Below are 15428 nucleotides of genomic sequence, written 5' to 3'. Positions count from 1 at the left end.
ATGGACTCAGACGACAGCGACGCACTACTTCCTGAACTGCCGGCACCATCGGTAGTGCCGGTGATCTCCGGTCTGTTTCCATACGACCCTGTCTCGTCACCCGACTCGTTCCACGCTGTTGATCTCGGAGCAACCTACTCGCCGGACGACCACCCGTTCGAGACGTTCTATCTACCGCTGCTGTCTCGGGCGGTGGCCTACGACAGGGCCGTGGGCTACTGGTCAGCGTCCGAGCTTCAGTACGCGGCACAGGGCACCGCCCATTTCCTCGCGAACGGCGGGAAGATGCGCCTTATCGTCGGTGCGCAACTCGCGCAGCGAGACGTGGACGCCGCTATCGAAGGCAAGCCGCTCGATGACGTAGTGGCGGAGAGGCTGCTGGCCGACCCGGACCTTGCCGGGGCGCGGATCGTGCAGAGCGAGCATCTGAGCGTGCTTGCGTGGATGGTCGCCACGGACAGGCTTGAGATTCGTGTCGGTGTCCCAAGGGGAGAAGACGGTGAGTTACTGACGCATCTACAGTCGGGACGCTACTTCCACACCAAGTACGGCATCTTCGCGGATCGGTACGGGAACCGAGTCGCATTCAACGGATCGAACAACTCATCAGTGACAGCTTGGGCGAGGAACCATGAGACGTTCGACGCCTACCCATCCTGGAATGTACCGATCTGGGACTACGTGGGTGTCCACAAGGTGCTCGACTTCGAGAAGCACTGGACCGACAACGCTGATGCAGGATGGGCAGTCATAGACCTGCCGTCGGCAGTGCGGATGCACCTCATCGAGCACGCACCCGAGACCCCGCCACTACCACCCGGCGTTGTCTTGCAGCCTGTGGAGGCGCCGACCTCGTCGGAAGACGACACCGAGGAGTTCGATGTCGAGGCAGCGTGGGACGAGCTCGTCGCATTGCGTGACGCGCCGCGTGAATCGCCCTGGACGGGCGTCGGATCAGCATGGGCGCAGCCCCTTCCGCACCAAGCCGAGCTCATCAGCCGTGTCGTGAGCACCTACCCGCGCGGCTACCTGCTCGCCGACGAGGTTGGGCTCGGCAAGACCGTGGAAGCGGGCATGGTCCTCCGCGAACTCTTCACATCAGGCCGGGCGAAGAAGGCACTGCTGCTCGTCCCCGCCTCCGTGATGAAGCAGTGGCAAGAGGAACTCCACGAGAAGATGAACCTCGATGTTGCCCGCTTCGACAAGGGTGCTTTCGTAGATCGTCACGATGAACCAATCCCCGTCGATCCGAACGCGAATCCGTGGTCCGCGTTCCCCATCGTGCTCGCTTCGTCGCACCTTGCTCGCCGTCGCGACCGCCGGCGGCAGATACTCGACGCCGGCCCGTGGGACGTTGTCCTGGTTGACGAGGCTCATCACGCCCGGCGACGCGGCTCCAAGCCGACCGACACTCCGAACTCATTGTTGGCGCTACTTCAAGAGATGCGCGACAAGGAGATGTGGCGGGCGCTGTACCTCGCCACGGCAACACCGATGCAGATGAACCCTCATGAAGCCTGGGACTTGATCTCCCTGCTCGGGCTCAAGGGTCGGTGGGGCGTCAGCGCCGAGGACTTCATTCGGTACTTCAAGCTGCTCGCAATCGACCCGATGCACCGGCACTGGGACCTGTTGTGCGCGATGCTGGAGGACTACTTCGCCGACCCACAGGCCGAGCGGGACGCTGACCTCGAACGGGAGATCGACGACGCACTCGGCTGGACGGGCGCGTACGTGGTCACAGCTCTAGCGGGGAACCCGCCGAGCGCAGACCTGAAGGCCAAGTTTCCGAACGAGACGTCCGAGTGGATGGACAAGTGGCTCCGTCGCCACACTCCGATGCGGGATCGCGTCTTCCGTAACACTCGAAAGACCATGCGCGAGTACCAGGCAGCGGGGATCATCCCTGACGACGTGGTGATCCCGTATCGCCACGTCAAAGACGAGTTCATCCCCCTGCAACCGAACGAGCGACGCCTGTACGAGCGGATCGAGGAGTACATCCGTCGCCACTACAACGCGTACATGGCCGAGGCGGGCAATCAGGCACTCGGGTTCATCATGACTGTCTATCGCCGCCGACTGACATCTTCGTTCGAAGCGATCAAACGGTCTCTTCGCCGTAGGCTGAGTGTGCTGGAGGACGGCAAGAACCTCGCTGAGCTGCTCACCGACGACGACAACGTAGATGTCGAAGGCTCGCTGTTCGAGCCGGAGGCGTTCGATACGAGGGCCGATCGACTCCGCGATGAGATCGCCGAACTCAAGTCATTCCTCCAAGACCTGGACAGCATCACCGGCGAAGACAGCAAGGCCAGCAAACTCGTTGCCGACGTGACCGAGGCACTGAACACGTACTCGTCGGTGGTTGTCTTCACGCAGTACGCCGACACGATGGACTACGTCCGCGAGCGCCTGCTCACGGCGGGGTACCGCCGACTTGGCTGCTACTCGGGCCGGGGTGGTGAGGTCTACAACGTCGAGTCTGGGAGTTGGAACGAGGTTACGAAGTCGGAGATCAAGACCAGGTTCCGCAGTGGCGAGCTTGAGGTCCTCATCGGCACAGACTCCATGAGTGAAGGTCTGAACCTGCAAACGTCCGGGCGACTTATCAACTACGACATGCCCTGGAACCTCATGCGCGTCGAGCAGCGAATCGGGCGCGTCGACCGCATCGGTGCGTCATACAAGGACATTCGCATCAGCAACTACTTCTACGCTGACACCGTCGAGGAGCAGGTCTACAAGGGCATCGCCGAGGACTACGGTGACTTCACCGATATCGTGGGCGACGCAGCCCCAGTGCTCGCCAATATTGAGAAGGCCATCGAGCGTTTGGCGTTGACTGGCCACGCGACGGCCACCGAGATCGACTCCGAAGTCGGACAGATTCGACAGCAGGTCGAGGACATCAAGAATGAGCCTGTCGGCAACGACGACATGGGCGAAGCCGGCGATGGCGGTCGGATCAAGCAGCCGCCAACGCTGGAGGGCGGCACTTCTCTGCGAGACTTGGAACGTGTGCTCACGGTGAACGGCCTTACCAGCGACGCTTTCGAGCCCGACCCTTCCCGTCCTCGCGTGTATTGGCTCAAGCCTCCGGCGGAAGCGCTCTCAGCTCTGTCCTTCCTGAGAGACGATGGAGTGCACGACATCGAGGAGTACTTCGAGCCGTCGCCGCTCGCCCCGCTGCCGGTGACATTCGATCGTGCTACCTGGGATGAGAGCGACGACGCCGACCTGGTCTTCCTTACGTATGGGACACCAGAACTCGCGGCGCTGCTACCAGCAATGGCCGACCACAGCTGACTCGTAGACGGTGGGCGCGCAGCACTTCGAAGCCCGAAATGTCCAGATGGACACACCGTGGACATTTCATCTGCGAAATGGACAACTTCAAAAAAAACCTACAACAACTACCCGAAGTCCCCCGGAGCCATGTCCGTGAACCTCGAGAAGTGACCCTGGAACGCGACCGTCACCGTGTCGGTCGGACCGTTGCGGTGCTTCGCGACGATCAGGTCGGCCTCGCCGGCGCGAGGGCTGTCCTTCTCGTAGGCGGCCTCGCGGTGCAGGAGGATCACCATGTCGGCATCCTGCTCGATCGAGCCCGACTCGCGCAGGTCGCTGATCGCGGGCTTCTTGTCGGCACGCTGCTCGGGTCCACGGTTCAGCTGCGACAGCGCGATCACCGGAACCTGCAGCTCCTTCGCGAGCAGCTTCAGCGCACGCGAGAACTCCGACACCTCCTGCTGACGGCTCTCGACCCGCTTGCCGCTCGTCATGAGCTGCAGGTAGTCGATCACAACCATCTCGAGCCCCACGCGCTGCTTGAGCTTGCGGCACTTCGCGCGGATCTCGACGAGCGTCATGTTCGGCGAATCGTCGATGTAGAGCGGCGCGTCGTTGATGCGTCCGCGCGTGGACGCGATCGTCGTCCAATCGCGGTTGTCGAGCGTGCCCTTGCGCATCGACTGCAGCGGCACGGCGCCTTCAGCGCTCATGAGACGCATCGCGATCTCGCTCTTGCCCATTTCGAGGGAGAAGAACACGGTAGGCCGGTTCGCCTTGATCGCCGCAGCGCGCGCGAAATCCAGAGCCAGCGTCGATTTGCCCATGGCAGGCCGCGCCGCCACGACGATCATCTGGCCCGGGTGCAGGCCGTTCGTCAGCTGGTCGAGCCCCGCGAAGCCGGTGGGGATACCGGTCATCTGCCCGTCGCGCCCGCGCGCTGCGTCGATCTCCTCCATCGCGGCATCCACCGCGACCTGAAGCGGCACGTAGTCCTCGGCCTGCTCCGCGCCCGTCACCGAGTAGATCTCGGCCTGCGCGTTGTTCACGAGGTCAAGCGCCTCGCCCTGACCGTTGTAGCCCATCTGCACGATGCGCGTTCCGGCCTCGACGAGGCGACGCAGCAGCGCCCGCTCGCGCACGATCGACGCGTAGTACGACGAGTTCGCCGCCGTGGGCACGATCGACGTCAGCGAGTGCAGATAATCCGCGCCCCCCGCGCGCTGCAGGTCGCCGGTCTTGATCAGCTCGTCGGTGACGGTGATGACATCCGTCGGCTCGCCGTGGGAGTACAGGGTGAGGATCGCCTCGAAGATGAGCTCGTGCTTGGGCACGTAGAAATCGGTGCCGCGCAGCGACTCGACGACGTCGGCCACGGCATCCGCCGACAGCAGCATGCCACCGAGCGTCGACTGCTCAGCGAGCAGATCGTGCGGCGGCGTGCGGTCGTTGCTGCGGTCTCGCGGCCCCCCGAGGCGCTCTTCCGGGATGTCCGCGATCGACATGCAGCGCCTCCTCTTCGAGCCGCTCCCCGGCTCCACCCATGGCTCCGTCGAGGAACCTCCCGCAACGTTAGGGAGGGGTTCCGACACCCGCAAACCGCCCTGTGGATAACTGTGTGGAGAATGTGCGCGAAACGCCGCACGTCATGTGGACAACAGGTGTGGAAAACGCCCGGGATTCGCCCACACATCACATTTCTATTTCGGCTTGACCAGGTATTTCCTGTTCCACACCCTGTGGATGGGCAATGTGGTTGAAGTGCGGGTTGAAGGTTCGACGATCCCCACCAAGGTGGGGACAACTCCGCGCAGAGCCGTCGGACGATCCGGGGTTTTGTCAATACCCTGTGACGCCTGATCTCGCTCAGGCCGAGGCGGCCTTCCCGCCCTCGGTCTCCTCCACGGGGCCCGCGGTCGAGACGGGCTCGTCGACCGTCGCGGGCGGCAGAACCGACGCCATGAGCGGCGTCGACACCTTCTGCGTGAAGAACTCGATGAGCGGCCCCGTGAAGAACGCCGTCACGATCGTCCCGACGCCGATCGCGCCCTGGAAGACGACGGCGAGAAGCAGGAAGAAGACATCCTGCACCGTGCGCACCACACGGTACTTCGCGCCCGTGTGGTCGACGATCATCGGTGCGAGCGCGTCGTACGGCGACGTGCCGAGCGCGGCCGTTAAATACAGCGAGGCTCCCAACGCGAACACCAGGATGCCGACGACGAACAGCACCATCGTGACGACCGGCTTCGGGTCGTCCGGCACGAGCGGGGTCAGGATGCCGGCGAAGAACTGGATCGCATACCCCGCGAACACCATGTTGACGATGCTGCCGATGCCGATGTACTTGCGCCCCCAGATGAGCATCGGGATGAACAGGACGATGTTGCTCAGCAGCTGGTAGCTGCCGAGGTCCCAGCCGATCAGGTTGCTGATGCCGATGTTGGCCGCGGTGTAGGGGTCGACGCCGACGTTGATCGCCTTCAGCAGACCGCGCCCGAGCCCGATGACGAGCACCCCGATGACGACCCAGATCAGCCGTGCGACGAACTTGCCCGGCGTCGTTCCGTTCTCGGCCACGCGCCCTCCACCTCGGCCCATCTTCGTCGGATGAGGGACAGTATGGCGGAGCGGATGCCTCGGGCGCGAGGGCCGCGCGGCGGCGCTCAGGCCCGCGACGGAGACGACGGCGATATCGGCACGTCGGCGAGCTCGGTGAGGACGGCATCAAGTCCCTCGAGCGCGGAGGCCCCCGCGAACGCCGCGGCGAGTTCCCCCGCCCGAGCGGCGTAGCCGGGCTCTTCGCGCACCTTCCTCACCGCGCGGCGCACCGCGGCGGGCGTCGGGCTCTGTGTGCGCAGGTTGATGCCCGCACCCGACCAGCCGACCCGCGCCGTCACCTCCACCTTGTCCTCGGTCTGCCCGGCCACGACGAGCGGGATGCCGTGCGCCAGCGCCTGCTGCACCCCGCCGTACCCACCGTTCGTGACGACCACATCGACAAGGGGAAGAAGGCGGTCGTACGAGAGGTAGCTCGCGATACGGACGTTCTCCGGAAGTGGGCCACCCAGCGCATCCAGAGGGCGCCCGCCCGTGCTCACGACGACCAGCGCGTCGCTGTCCGCCAGCGCCTCGATCGTCGGTCCGATCAGCAGATCGAGGTCGGTGTTGGCGACGGTCCCTTGCGTCACATGCACCACCGGGCGCCCGCTCGAGAGGTCCTCCCACCAGGCGGGAACCTCCGAGTTCGTGGGCGTCGTCGGCAACGGTCCGACGAAGCGCACACTCGCCGGCAGGTCGGTGCGGGGATACTCGAACTCCGGCACGGTGAACTGCACCACGGCATCCGCCCCCGAGTGCCAGTCGAGGAAGAACCGGCTGAGCGGGTGTCCCACCCGGTCGACGGAGATTCGGTTCGCTTCCGCACTCACCGGCGCGAACACGACACGCGTCGAGATCGCCGTGAGCGCGGCGTTGCGCAGTCGTCCGATCGCTCCGCGCAGGGGCGGGATGCCCAGTCCGAACGGCGCCGTGTCCCGACTGTGGACGCCCAGCGGGAAGATGCCGAGCGCGATCACCGGCGGACGTTGGGCGCGAGGCAGCTCCGTGAGAAGCACGGCGCCGACGAAGAGCGGCTCAGCCAGGACGGCATCGATCGGTTCGGTGACGAGGATCTCGCGCACCGCGTCGAACTGGGCGGCGCCCGGACGCAGGAACAGGTTGAGCATGTCGAAGCGGAGCGCAGCGGTGCCGGTCAGACCGGCACGCCCCGGAAACGATCCGGCGTCGTCGAGATCGACGTCGGCGGCGGACGGGAGAGGCACGAACTCGACACCCGCGTCTCGCACGCGCGCCGCGTACCGCTCGCTCGTGAGAAAGAGCACGCGATGTCCCTGTGCGCGCAGGTGTCGCGCGATGGTGAGAAGCGGAAGCACGTGACCGTGGGCCGGGGTGCAGCAGACGAGCAGCGTCGACATGAGCGGGTCCTTTGAGATAGATTCGGATTACCCGTCAGAGTATTCACCACCCTGGAAAGGTAGTCAATAGTGGATTCCGAGCCTGTCCCACGTGCGTACCGCTCCGCGCTGCGCGAGCGCCAAGCGCAGGAGACGCGCGCCCGTGTCATCCGAGCGGCAGGAGAGCTGTTCTCCCGGCACGGCTATCAGGCCACGACCATGACCGCGATCGCACGGGAAGCGGGTGTCTCGGCGGAGACGGTCAAGGCTGCAGCCGGAAAGGCCGAGCTTCTCATCGCCGCGTTCGAGATGCTCTTCGCCGGCGCGGAGGGACAGCAGAGCCTCGCTGACGCCCCTGTTGCCAGCGACCTCCGCGTCGGCGAGGGCGACGACTTCCTCCCCGCGGTCCTCGGCGTCATCGCCGACGCGAACGCCCGCGGCCACGCGCTATGGACGGTTCTCCTGGGCGCCGCGATGTCGGACCCGCAGGTCGCCGACGCCCTCGAGGCGATCCTCACCCATCGCCGCGCCGACTACCTGCGCCTCGTCGACGAGCTCGCCGACCGGGGCGCACGGTTCGACGATCGCACGCGCACCGCTGCCGAACTGTCCTTCCTGCTCTCGCCCGAGGGATACCAGCAGCTCGTCGAAGGGTCGGGCTGGTCGCGGGACCAGTACACGACGTGGCTCCAGGCCTCCGTCGAACGGGTCGCTGGAGTCGACCCCCGCGAACGACGGATGCCGTGACCCTCCCGTCGGGGAGGTGTCACGGCATCCGCTCAGCAGCGAAGGATTACTTCGCGGCGACCACCTGCAGGGTGATCACGGCGGTGAGGTCGTCACGGAGGCGAACGGTCGCCTCGTGCTCGCCCACGGCCTTGATCGGCGCGGTGATGTGGATCTTGCGCTTGTCGAGGTCACCGAGGCCTGCAGCCTTGACGGCGTCGGCGACATCGGCGGTCTTGACGGCGCCGAAGAGGCGGCCTTCCTTGCCGGCCTTGACCGACAGCTTGACCTTGTTGGCCTCGAGGGAGTCCTTGAGGGCCACGGCCTCTTCGTGGTCGTGGATCGCACGGGCGTCACGGGCGGCGCGGATCGACGCCACCTGCTTCTCGCCACCGCGGCTCCAGGCCACGGCGAAGCCCTGCGGGATGAGGTAGTTGCGGGCGTACCCGTTCTTGACCTCGATGACGTCGCCGGCGCTTCCGAGCCCGGCAACCTCGTTCGTGAGAATCAGCTTTGCCATGATGGGTGCTCCTTAGCGGCCAGCGCCGGCGTAAGGCAGGAGCGCCATCTCGCGCGCGTTCTTGATCGCCTTGGCGATCAGACGCTGCTCCTGCACCGAGACACCGGTGATACGACGGGCGCGGATCTTGCCGCGCTCCGAGATGAACTTGCGAAGAGTGGCGACATCCTTGTAGTCGATGACGCCGACGCGGATCGCCTTCGCGGGGGCGGCGTTCTTCGCGCCCTTCCGCGGCTTGCGGCGATCGCCGGTAGCCTTTCCAGCCATTGGTATTCCTTACGAGTTGTTCCGACGTTTCGACTCGCGCCTGCGGCGCTCGCTCAACGACCGGGAGAGAGTGTGAATCAGAACGGCGTGTCGTCGCCGTAGGAGCCGGGAGCCGACCAGGCATCCGGTGCGGCGGAGCCGGGAGTCGCCCACGGCTCCTCCTGCTGCACCTGCGGGCGCGACTGCTGGCCGCCCCCGTAGTTGCCGCCACCGCCGCCGCCCGAAGAGGCGGCGCGGGTCACCTGCGCGGTCGCGTACCGCAGCGAGGGGCCGATCTCGTCGACCTCCAGCTCGATCGCGGTGCGGTTGTTGCCGTCGCGGTCCTGGTACGAACGCTGCTTCAGGCGACCGGTCGCGATGACGCGGGCACCCTTCGTCAGCGAACCGGCGACGTGCTCGGCGAAGTCACGCCAGACCGACGCGCGGAGGAACAGCGCTTCGCCGTCCTTCCACTCGTTCGCCTGACGGTCGAACGTGCGGGGCGTCGACGCGATCGTGAAGTTCGCGACGGGCAGGCCGTTCTGCGTGTAACGCAGCTCGGGGTCTGCCGTGAGGTTGCCCACGACGGTGATGACGGTCTCGCCGGCCATCGTCCGTTACGCCTTCGCTGCCTTGCGGGCGGCCTTGGCCTCGGCGCGCTCCTTCTCGGCGGCGACCTGGGCGATCGCCTCCTCGGCGCGCAGGACCTTGGTACGCATGATCTGCTCGTTCAGCTTCAGCTGACGGTCGAGCTCCTGCGTGGTCTCGCTCGTGGCGGTGAAGTTGACGACGGCGTAGATGCCCTCGTTCTTCTTCTGGATCTCGTATGCCAGGCGGCGCTTGCCCCAGACGTCGACGTTCTCGATCGTGCCACCGTCACCGGTGATCACCTTGAGGAACCCGTCGAGCTTGGGGGCGACCTGACGCTCGTCGATCTCGGGGTCGAGGATGACCATGAGCTCGTACTGGTGTGAGTGCGTCACTAACCCACCTCCTTCGGACTAGAACGGATGCCGGGCATTTCCCGGCATCAGGAGGGTTGATGCACGTGTCGTGTCCGCGGCGGAGCGCGGGCAGACAACCACAACAGTCTAGCGGACGCGCGCGCTCTCCGCCGAATGCGCCCGGACGGCCCGGTAGCGTGAGGCGCATGAGCGCTCCCGAGGCATCCGCGCCCCAGGCCTTCTTCGACGCTCGCCCGCTCGTCGAGCCGGTCGACCGTGCCACGGTCCGCGCCTACGTGCGGGCGCTGCGCGCAGCCGGTCGGATGCCGCCGCTGCCGGTCGGCAGGATCGTGGTGGCGATCGTGGTCGGCGTGTTCTTCCTCTTCGTTTTCGGGACGACCTTCACCCAGATCGTCGTGGGGCTCCTCCTTTCGGGTGTGGGAAGCGCGGCGGCGGTCGGGGGAACGCTCGTGCTCCTCGTCGTCGCGGGCGTCGTCGCCGCGCTCATCTGGGCGTTCGCGACCGGGCGGATCGGGTCGAGCGGGATCCGCGCCTACCGGCTCGACCGGTTCGCGCAGGCGAACGGCATGACCTGGTACGCCGAGATCGACGACCCGCCGCTGCCCGGCATGATCTTCTCGCTCGGGCACACCCGCGCCGCCACCGACGCCGTGCGCGGCACACACCCGCGGTTCGCCGAGTTCGGGAACTTCCGTTACAAGACCGGGTCGGGCAAGAACGAGTCGACGCACCACTGGGGGTACGTCGCCGTCCGGCTCTCGACACCGCTGCCGCACATCGTGCTCGACGCCCGATCGAACAACGGCCTGTTCGGATCGAACCTTCCGGCATCCTTCGCCACGTCGCAGCGCCTCGGACTCGAGGGCGACTTCGACCAACACTTCACGCTGTACTGCCCCGCCGGCTACGAGCGCGACGCCCTCTATCTCTTCACGCCCGACATCATGGCGCGCTTCATCGACCAGGCCGCCGTCCTCGACGTCGAGATCGTCGACGACTGGATGTTCCTCTACACGCGCTCGCTCGTCTCGACGCTCGACTCGGCCCGGTGGGCGTGGCTCTTCTCGGTCGTCGGGGCGCTCAGTGACAAGTTCGCGCAGTGGGAGCGCTGGCGCGACGACCGGCTCGCGGCCCCGCCGGCAGCCGTGCCCGTGACGGATGCCTCGGCCACCGCCGCCGCACCCGTTCCGCTCCTGTCCCCGCCGCCCGGGGTCGCGCCGCAGGGACGCCGCCTCAGGCGCCGGTTCTCGTGGATCGGATTGCTGCTCGCGGTCCTGTTCTTCGGAGTGTGGATCTACGCGCAGGCCGTCGACATGTTCGGGTCGCCCTGACCATGCGCCGGGCACCTTCCCCCGAGACGCTCGACACGCGGGCGCTCACGGAGCCGCTGGATCGCTACGACGTGCGGGGATTCACCGACCGGCTCGCCGCGGCGCGCGAGCTGCCCGCGCGATGGTTCTCGCCGTGGCAGGTCGCGCTGATGATCGCGACAGCGGTCGGCAGCGGTGTGTTCGCGGGTGCTCTGGTGTGGTTCTCGTACCTGTCGCCTGCGGCCCCACCCCCGCAACTCGGGCCGGCGGTCTTCGCACTGTTCTCCGCGGGGATGTGCGTGGGGGCATCCTTCGTCGCCGCGCGCCTTCTGCGCGCCGCCCGCCCAGGAAGCGCCGCACGACGTCTGCGACTGAGCCGGTTCGCGCAGGCGAACGGACTGAATTACACGGCGCTCCGCCGCTTTCCGCGCTACCCCGGGATGCTCTTCCAGATCACCGCCGAGAGCGAATGCCTCGACGTCGTCTCGTACGATCGCCCGCGTCATGTCGAGGTCGGGTCCCTCCGCTACCGCATCGAAAGCGGTCGTGTCGACGTTGTCGCCCGGTGGGGGTACGCGGCGTTCCGTGTGCGCAACGAGCTGCCGCACATCGTGCTCGACGCGCGGAAGAACGGAAGCCTCGCCCGCGCGTCCACACCGATCGCCTTCGCCGGTGCGCAGACCCTGAGCCTCGAGGGCGACTTCGACCGCCACTTCTCGCTGTCGTGCCCGGTCGGCTACGAACGCGACGCACTTTATCTCTTCACCCCCGACATCATGGCGCGCGTGATCGACAACGCCGCAAGCCTCGATATCGAGCTGGTCGATGACTGGGTGTTCCTCTACAGCACGAGCGACCTCTCGACGACCGATCCGGAGCGGTGGCGGTGGATCCTTTCGGTCATCGAGGCGCTGACCGAGAAGATCGACCAGTGGGAACGCTGGCGCGATGAGCGCCTCGAGGACTCCGCCGACCGCCGTTCACCCCTCGAACCGCTCCCGATCGGCGTCGCACCCCCCGGCCGGCGACTGCGGCGCACGCTTCCGTGGCCGACGGTCGTCGTCCTCATCTCCCTGGGGATCGCTGCGGTGCTGGGCCTGCGCGCGATGTTCTTCCCGTCGTGAACGGAGCCTCGCGCCCGCGACGGTTCGCTCAGCAGTTCGGATGCCGGGTCAGCGCCAGAGCCGGCGCAGAAGCCGCTGGGTCACGCCACTCAAGAACATGATGAGCAGCGACCAATAGCCGATCTGCGGCACGAGCACCGACACGACGAGCGCGATGCCGAACAGGAGGATGAGCGACGAATCGAGCGCGAGCCCGTCACGCGCGTTCGCCTCGGCGCGCCCGTCGATCTCGGGGTGCGCCCGCAGATAGAGGCGGATGACGAACGATGCGACGCTCACCAGCAGGAGGCTGCCGATGTAGACCGCTCGCGTGAGCGCGTCGTCTGCGGGGAATGCGCCCGACATCGCGGTCGCGACCGGCAGCCAGACGATCGTCAGCAGCCACGCGCCGACGAGCCACATGAGTCCCGACGGCACCGCAGTGACGCGCCGGAACAACCGGTGATGGATCATCCAGAACATCAGGATCATCACAAAACTGATGACGAAGCTGATCAGTTGCTGCTGGTGGTCTCCGAACCACGCCGCGGCCGTGTGCTCATCGATGTCGGCATGATCGGTGACGCTCTCCATCAGCGGCAGGACGAGCAGCGTCATCGCGATGGCGACGGCCGCGTCGATGAACGCCGCAGTCCGTTCCGGGCTCAGTGCCTCGTCTCCCCGGCGGGACGTCGCCTTCTCGACCATGCCGCGATCGTAGCGCCGCGGGCACTCTTCCCGGTGCGTCGCGCATCCCCGTGCTGCGCCCGGCTCCGTTCACCCAGAATGGTCGCGTGAGGATCTCGGAATCGACCGCGCTGGACACGTCCGCCCTGACCGAGCCTTACGACGCCGACCTGGCGCGCGCGTACGCGAAACGCCTGCGACGTGAAGGGCGGTGGCCCCGTTACCGGGCACAATCGCTCCGCGGCGCCGTCGTGACCTCGATCATCCTCAGCCTCCTCATCGGCGGTCCGACGGTGTCGATCCTCGCGATCGCGCTGTCTCCCGAGGCAACGACTCCCTGTTGCGCTCGAACCTGCCCACGCGCATCGACCGCCGGCAGCGCCTCCGGCTCGAAGGCGATTTCGACCGCTTCTTCACGCTCTACTGCCCACGTGGTTACGAGCGCGACGCCCTCTACCTGTTCACGCCCGACATCATGACGCGATTCATCGACCGCGCCGCCGCCTTCGACATCGAGATCGTCGACGACTGGCTCTTCCTCTATTCCCGGCGACCGTTGTCGACGCTCGATCCGGAGACGTGGGAGTGGCTGTTCTCGGTGACCGCCACCCTCGACGTCAAGCTGGCACAGTGGGAACGCTGGCGCGATACACGTGCCGCCTCCGACGGCATCGCGACGCCCGCACCGATCGACCCGGCGACGATCACGCCGCCCCCGCGAGCGGTCGAGCTTCCGGGCCGGCGCTTACGCCTCCGCTTCGTGCGCACCGTCTCGCTCGCCGCCGTTGTCATCGTCGCGGGCCTCTACGGCGTGTTGTATCTGAGCGCCACGCTGTTCTGAGCAGGACCCGTCGCCTGCGCCGAGCCCGACCGCTGGGCGGCGAGCATTACCCGCCGTTCGCCGCGAACCGGATCTGCTCGAACCGCAGGCGTGCGGATCCGTCGAGGGTGACGCCGGTGACGCCGTCCCGCACCACCGCCGTCTGCGCGCCCTGCAGAAGCGGGATCGCAACCGCATCGGCGGCGAGCCGGCGCTGCAGAGCGCCCAGATCGAGATCGCCCTGCTGCGTCGGGGCGCGGTCATCGAGCCGCAGAAACGGCAGCAGCGTCGCGAGCGGATCGGCCGAGTCGGGGACCACGCTCCGTGCGAACACGGGAGGCGCGGACCGTTCGGCGGGCGTCGGGCTCGCGGTCCGGGTGGGATTCGGCGTGGCCGTGGGGGTTGCCGTGATCGTGGGCGTGGGAGAGGGCGTCGCGGGTGCCGGCTCCGTCAGCTCCACGGCGAAGAGCCCGTCGCGTTCGAGTTGCGCCTCGAGCACCCGGAGCACATCGCGGATCGGGTCGCCGGCATACGCCGCGTCGACGGTGATCTCGAGATCGACGGGCAGGGGGATGCCGGCGGCGTCGAGCGCCTCGCGCGCCTGCGCGGCATCCGGGCCCCCCGCGCCGTCGACGTCGCCCGTGCGGAACAGGTCGAGCGATCCCTCGACCTCGTCGGGGAGGAAGGCGAACAGCGGCGCATCGAGGCCCGAGTAGCCGGCCCGGGCGAGCTCGTCGCGGTCGACGAGCAGCGCGATGGCCTCGCGAACCGCGGGCGGCGGACCGTCGCCGCCTAACGCGAGCGCGTGCACATCGCGCACGGGTCCCTCGATCACGCTCTGCGACGCGCCGCCGCGCGCGGCCGCGAGGTCGGCCGGCGACAACCCGCGGAAGGCGACGTCGACGTCGCCCTGCCGCAGGGCGAGCGCCAGATTCTCCGACGTGTCGAACCGCGTGAGGATGACGACGCCGCGCGGCGAGGCATCCTCCTCCTGCTCGTCCTGATCTTCCTGGTCCTCCCCGTCCTGCCCCTCCTCATCGTCGCCGTCGTCGCGCTGCGTGCGCGCCCCGTCGATGTACGGCGTGAACTCGACGAGGCCTTCCGAATCCCACGAGGTGATGCGGTAGGCGCCCCCGAACGCGTCGGCGTCGACGATGTCCCGGTCAGGGGTGAGCGCGTCGGGAGCGAAGACCTCTTCGTCCACCACGGTCCCGGCGGCGCCTGTCAGGGCGAGCGGGAAGGACTCGTCATCGTCGTCGACGAGTGTGAAGACGATCGTCTGCGCGTTCGGGGTGTCGACGTCTGTGACGCGCTCCAGCAGCGCCGCCGCGCCGTTCGGGTCGTCGATCTCGCGGAGGCGGTCGATCGAGAACGCGACGTCCGAGCTCGTGAGCTCGTGTCCGTTCGCCCAATGAAGCCCGCCGGGCAAGGTCACGGTGTACTCGTCGGGAGCGGTGAACTCCGCGGTCTCTGCCAGGTCGGGGATGGCGTCGCCCCCGGCATCCGACTGCCGCAGCAGGGTCGGCAGCACTTGCGCCTGGACGAGTGCGGACGCCGGGTCTGTCGGGCCGGCGGGGTCGAGGGAGCCGATGCGCTCCGTCGTGCCGACGACGAGTGCCGGGGTACCCGAGGTCTCAGGGTTCGGGCGCACCGTCATCCCGCTCGGGCTGCACGCCGTGAGCAGCAGGGCGCCGATGGCGCCGGCGGCGACCTTCCCGACGACGTCGCCGGGGCGGGCGGGGCGTCGACGAGTCGTGCGTGCGGAGGCCATGGGGACCATTGTCCCCTTCTTGCGCCCGTCACC

14 protein-coding genes are annotated in these 15428 nt (G+C 67.2%); 5 read left to right on the top strand and 9 right to left on the bottom strand.

Annotated elements, in window-relative coordinates; all coding sequences use genetic code 11:
* Entirely contained in the window at positions 1-3309 is a 3309-nt protein-coding gene (locus tag AC3ENQ_RS12985) for a DEAD/DEAH box helicase (protein WP_431805159.1), read from the top strand.
* Positions 3310-3416: 107 nt separating this feature from the next.
* On the opposite strand, the gene dnaB is transcribed toward AC3ENQ_RS12985, so the two are convergent.
* The 3 genes from dnaB to AC3ENQ_RS12970 form a co-directional block, all read right to left on the bottom strand.
* Positions 3417-4796 (bottom strand): replicative DNA helicase, encoded by a 1380-nt coding sequence (dnaB, locus tag AC3ENQ_RS12980; protein WP_431805158.1) that lies wholly within the window; start codon positions 4794-4796, stop codon positions 3417-3419.
* 361 nt (positions 4797-5157) lie between these two features.
* Positions 5158-5871, bottom strand: a complete 714-nt coding sequence (locus AC3ENQ_RS12975) for a YczE/YyaS/YitT family protein (RefSeq protein WP_431805157.1) — start codon at positions 5869-5871, stop codon at positions 5158-5160.
* 86 nt (positions 5872-5957) lie between these two features.
* Positions 5958-7268, bottom strand: coding sequence for a glycosyltransferase (locus AC3ENQ_RS12970; RefSeq protein WP_431805156.1), 1311 nt, complete (start codon positions 7266-7268; stop codon positions 5958-5960).
* Positions 7269-7337: 69 nt separating this feature from the next.
* Here AC3ENQ_RS12970 and AC3ENQ_RS12965 point away from each other — a divergent pair, with 69 nt between their 5' ends.
* Complete coding sequence (locus AC3ENQ_RS12965; protein ID WP_431805155.1) at positions 7338-7994, top strand: TetR/AcrR family transcriptional regulator; 657 nt, start codon at positions 7338-7340, stop codon at positions 7992-7994.
* Positions 7995-8040: 46 nt separating this feature from the next.
* On the opposite strand, the gene rplI is transcribed toward AC3ENQ_RS12965, so the two are convergent.
* From rplI to rpsF, 4 genes are all read right to left on the bottom strand, one after another.
* Positions 8041-8493 (bottom strand): 50S ribosomal protein L9, encoded by a 453-nt coding sequence (gene rplI, locus AC3ENQ_RS12960; protein ID WP_431805154.1) that lies wholly within the window; start codon positions 8491-8493, stop codon positions 8041-8043.
* A 12-nt stretch (positions 8494-8505) separates the two neighbouring features.
* Positions 8506-8760 (bottom strand): 30S ribosomal protein S18, encoded by a 255-nt coding sequence (gene rpsR / locus AC3ENQ_RS12955; protein ID WP_005054609.1) that lies wholly within the window; start codon positions 8758-8760, stop codon positions 8506-8508.
* 77 nt (positions 8761-8837) lie between these two features.
* Positions 8838-9350: a single-stranded DNA-binding protein gene (locus tag AC3ENQ_RS12950; protein WP_431805153.1), complete on the bottom strand. Its 513-nt coding sequence runs from the start codon at positions 9348-9350 to the stop codon at positions 8838-8840.
* 6 nt (positions 9351-9356) lie between these two features.
* Positions 9357-9695 (bottom strand): 30S ribosomal protein S6, encoded by a 339-nt coding sequence (rpsF, locus tag AC3ENQ_RS12945; RefSeq protein WP_431805181.1) that lies wholly within the window; start codon positions 9693-9695, stop codon positions 9357-9359.
* A 194-nt stretch (positions 9696-9889) separates the two neighbouring features.
* Here rpsF and AC3ENQ_RS12940 point away from each other — a divergent pair, with 194 nt between their 5' ends.
* Together AC3ENQ_RS12940 and AC3ENQ_RS12935 are read left to right on the top strand one after the other, a co-directional pair.
* A complete protein-coding gene (locus tag AC3ENQ_RS12940; protein ID WP_431805152.1) occupies positions 9890-11035 on the top strand; it encodes a hypothetical protein in 1146 nt (381 codons plus the stop codon).
* A 2-nt stretch (positions 11036-11037) separates the two neighbouring features.
* Positions 11038-12138: a hypothetical protein gene (locus AC3ENQ_RS12935; protein ID WP_431805151.1), complete on the top strand. Its 1101-nt coding sequence runs from the start codon at positions 11038-11040 to the stop codon at positions 12136-12138.
* A gap of 48 nt (positions 12139-12186) precedes the next feature.
* On the opposite strand, the gene AC3ENQ_RS12930 is transcribed toward AC3ENQ_RS12935, so the two are convergent.
* On the bottom strand, positions 12187-12825 hold the full coding sequence (locus tag AC3ENQ_RS12930; RefSeq protein WP_431805150.1) for a TMEM175 family protein: 639 nt from the start codon (positions 12823-12825) through the stop codon (positions 12187-12189).
* Positions 12826-13144: 319 nt separating this feature from the next.
* Between AC3ENQ_RS12930 and AC3ENQ_RS12925 the strand changes: the two genes are divergently transcribed.
* Positions 13145-13645, top strand: a complete 501-nt coding sequence (locus AC3ENQ_RS12925; protein WP_431805149.1) for a hypothetical protein — start codon at positions 13145-13147, stop codon at positions 13643-13645.
* A 46-nt stretch (positions 13646-13691) separates the two neighbouring features.
* Here AC3ENQ_RS12925 and AC3ENQ_RS12920 read toward each other — a convergent pair whose 3' ends face one another.
* On the bottom strand, positions 13692-15395 hold the full coding sequence (locus AC3ENQ_RS12920; protein ID WP_431805148.1) for an ABC transporter substrate-binding protein: 1704 nt from the start codon (positions 15393-15395) through the stop codon (positions 13692-13694).
* Positions 15396-15428: the final 33 nt, after the last annotated feature.

This window comes from Microbacterium sp. bgisy203 (assembly GCF_057706945.1).
Note: the sequence above shows the minus strand (reverse complement) of the source record. Positions and strands in the feature narration are given on the sequence as shown.

Excerpts from the sequence above, each read along its gene's own strand:
- AC3ENQ_RS12985 (WP_431805159.1), top strand. The coding sequence starts at position 1 with ATGGACTCAGACGACAGCGACGCACTACTTCCTGAACTGCCGGCACCA.
- dnaB (WP_431805158.1), bottom strand. The coding sequence starts at position 4,796 with ATGTCGATCGCGGACATCCCGGAAGAGCGCCTCGGGGGGCCGCGAGAC.
- AC3ENQ_RS12970 (WP_431805156.1), bottom strand. The coding sequence starts at position 7,268 with ATGTCGACGCTGCTCGTCTGCTGCACCCCGGCCCACGGTCACGTGCTT.
- rplI (WP_431805154.1), bottom strand. The coding sequence starts at position 8,493 with ATGGCAAAGCTGATTCTCACGAACGAGGTTGCCGGGCTCGGAAGCGCC.
- rpsR (WP_005054609.1), bottom strand. The coding sequence starts at position 8,760 with ATGGCTGGAAAGGCTACCGGCGATCGCCGCAAGCCGCGGAAGGGCGCG.
- AC3ENQ_RS12950 (WP_431805153.1), bottom strand. The coding sequence starts at position 9,350 with ATGGCCGGCGAGACCGTCATCACCGTCGTGGGCAACCTCACGGCAGAC.
- rpsF (WP_431805181.1), bottom strand. The coding sequence starts at position 9,695 with ATGGTCATCCTCGACCCCGAGATCGACGAGCGTCAGGTCGCCCCCAAG.
- AC3ENQ_RS12940 (WP_431805152.1), top strand. The coding sequence starts at position 9,890 with ATGAGCGCTCCCGAGGCATCCGCGCCCCAGGCCTTCTTCGACGCTCGC.
- AC3ENQ_RS12935 (WP_431805151.1), top strand. The coding sequence starts at position 11,038 with ATGCGCCGGGCACCTTCCCCCGAGACGCTCGACACGCGGGCGCTCACG.
- AC3ENQ_RS12930 (WP_431805150.1), bottom strand. The coding sequence starts at position 12,825 with ATGGTCGAGAAGGCGACGTCCCGCCGGGGAGACGAGGCACTGAGCCCG.
- AC3ENQ_RS12920 (WP_431805148.1), bottom strand. The coding sequence starts at position 15,395 with ATGGCCTCCGCACGCACGACTCGTCGACGCCCCGCCCGCCCCGGCGAC.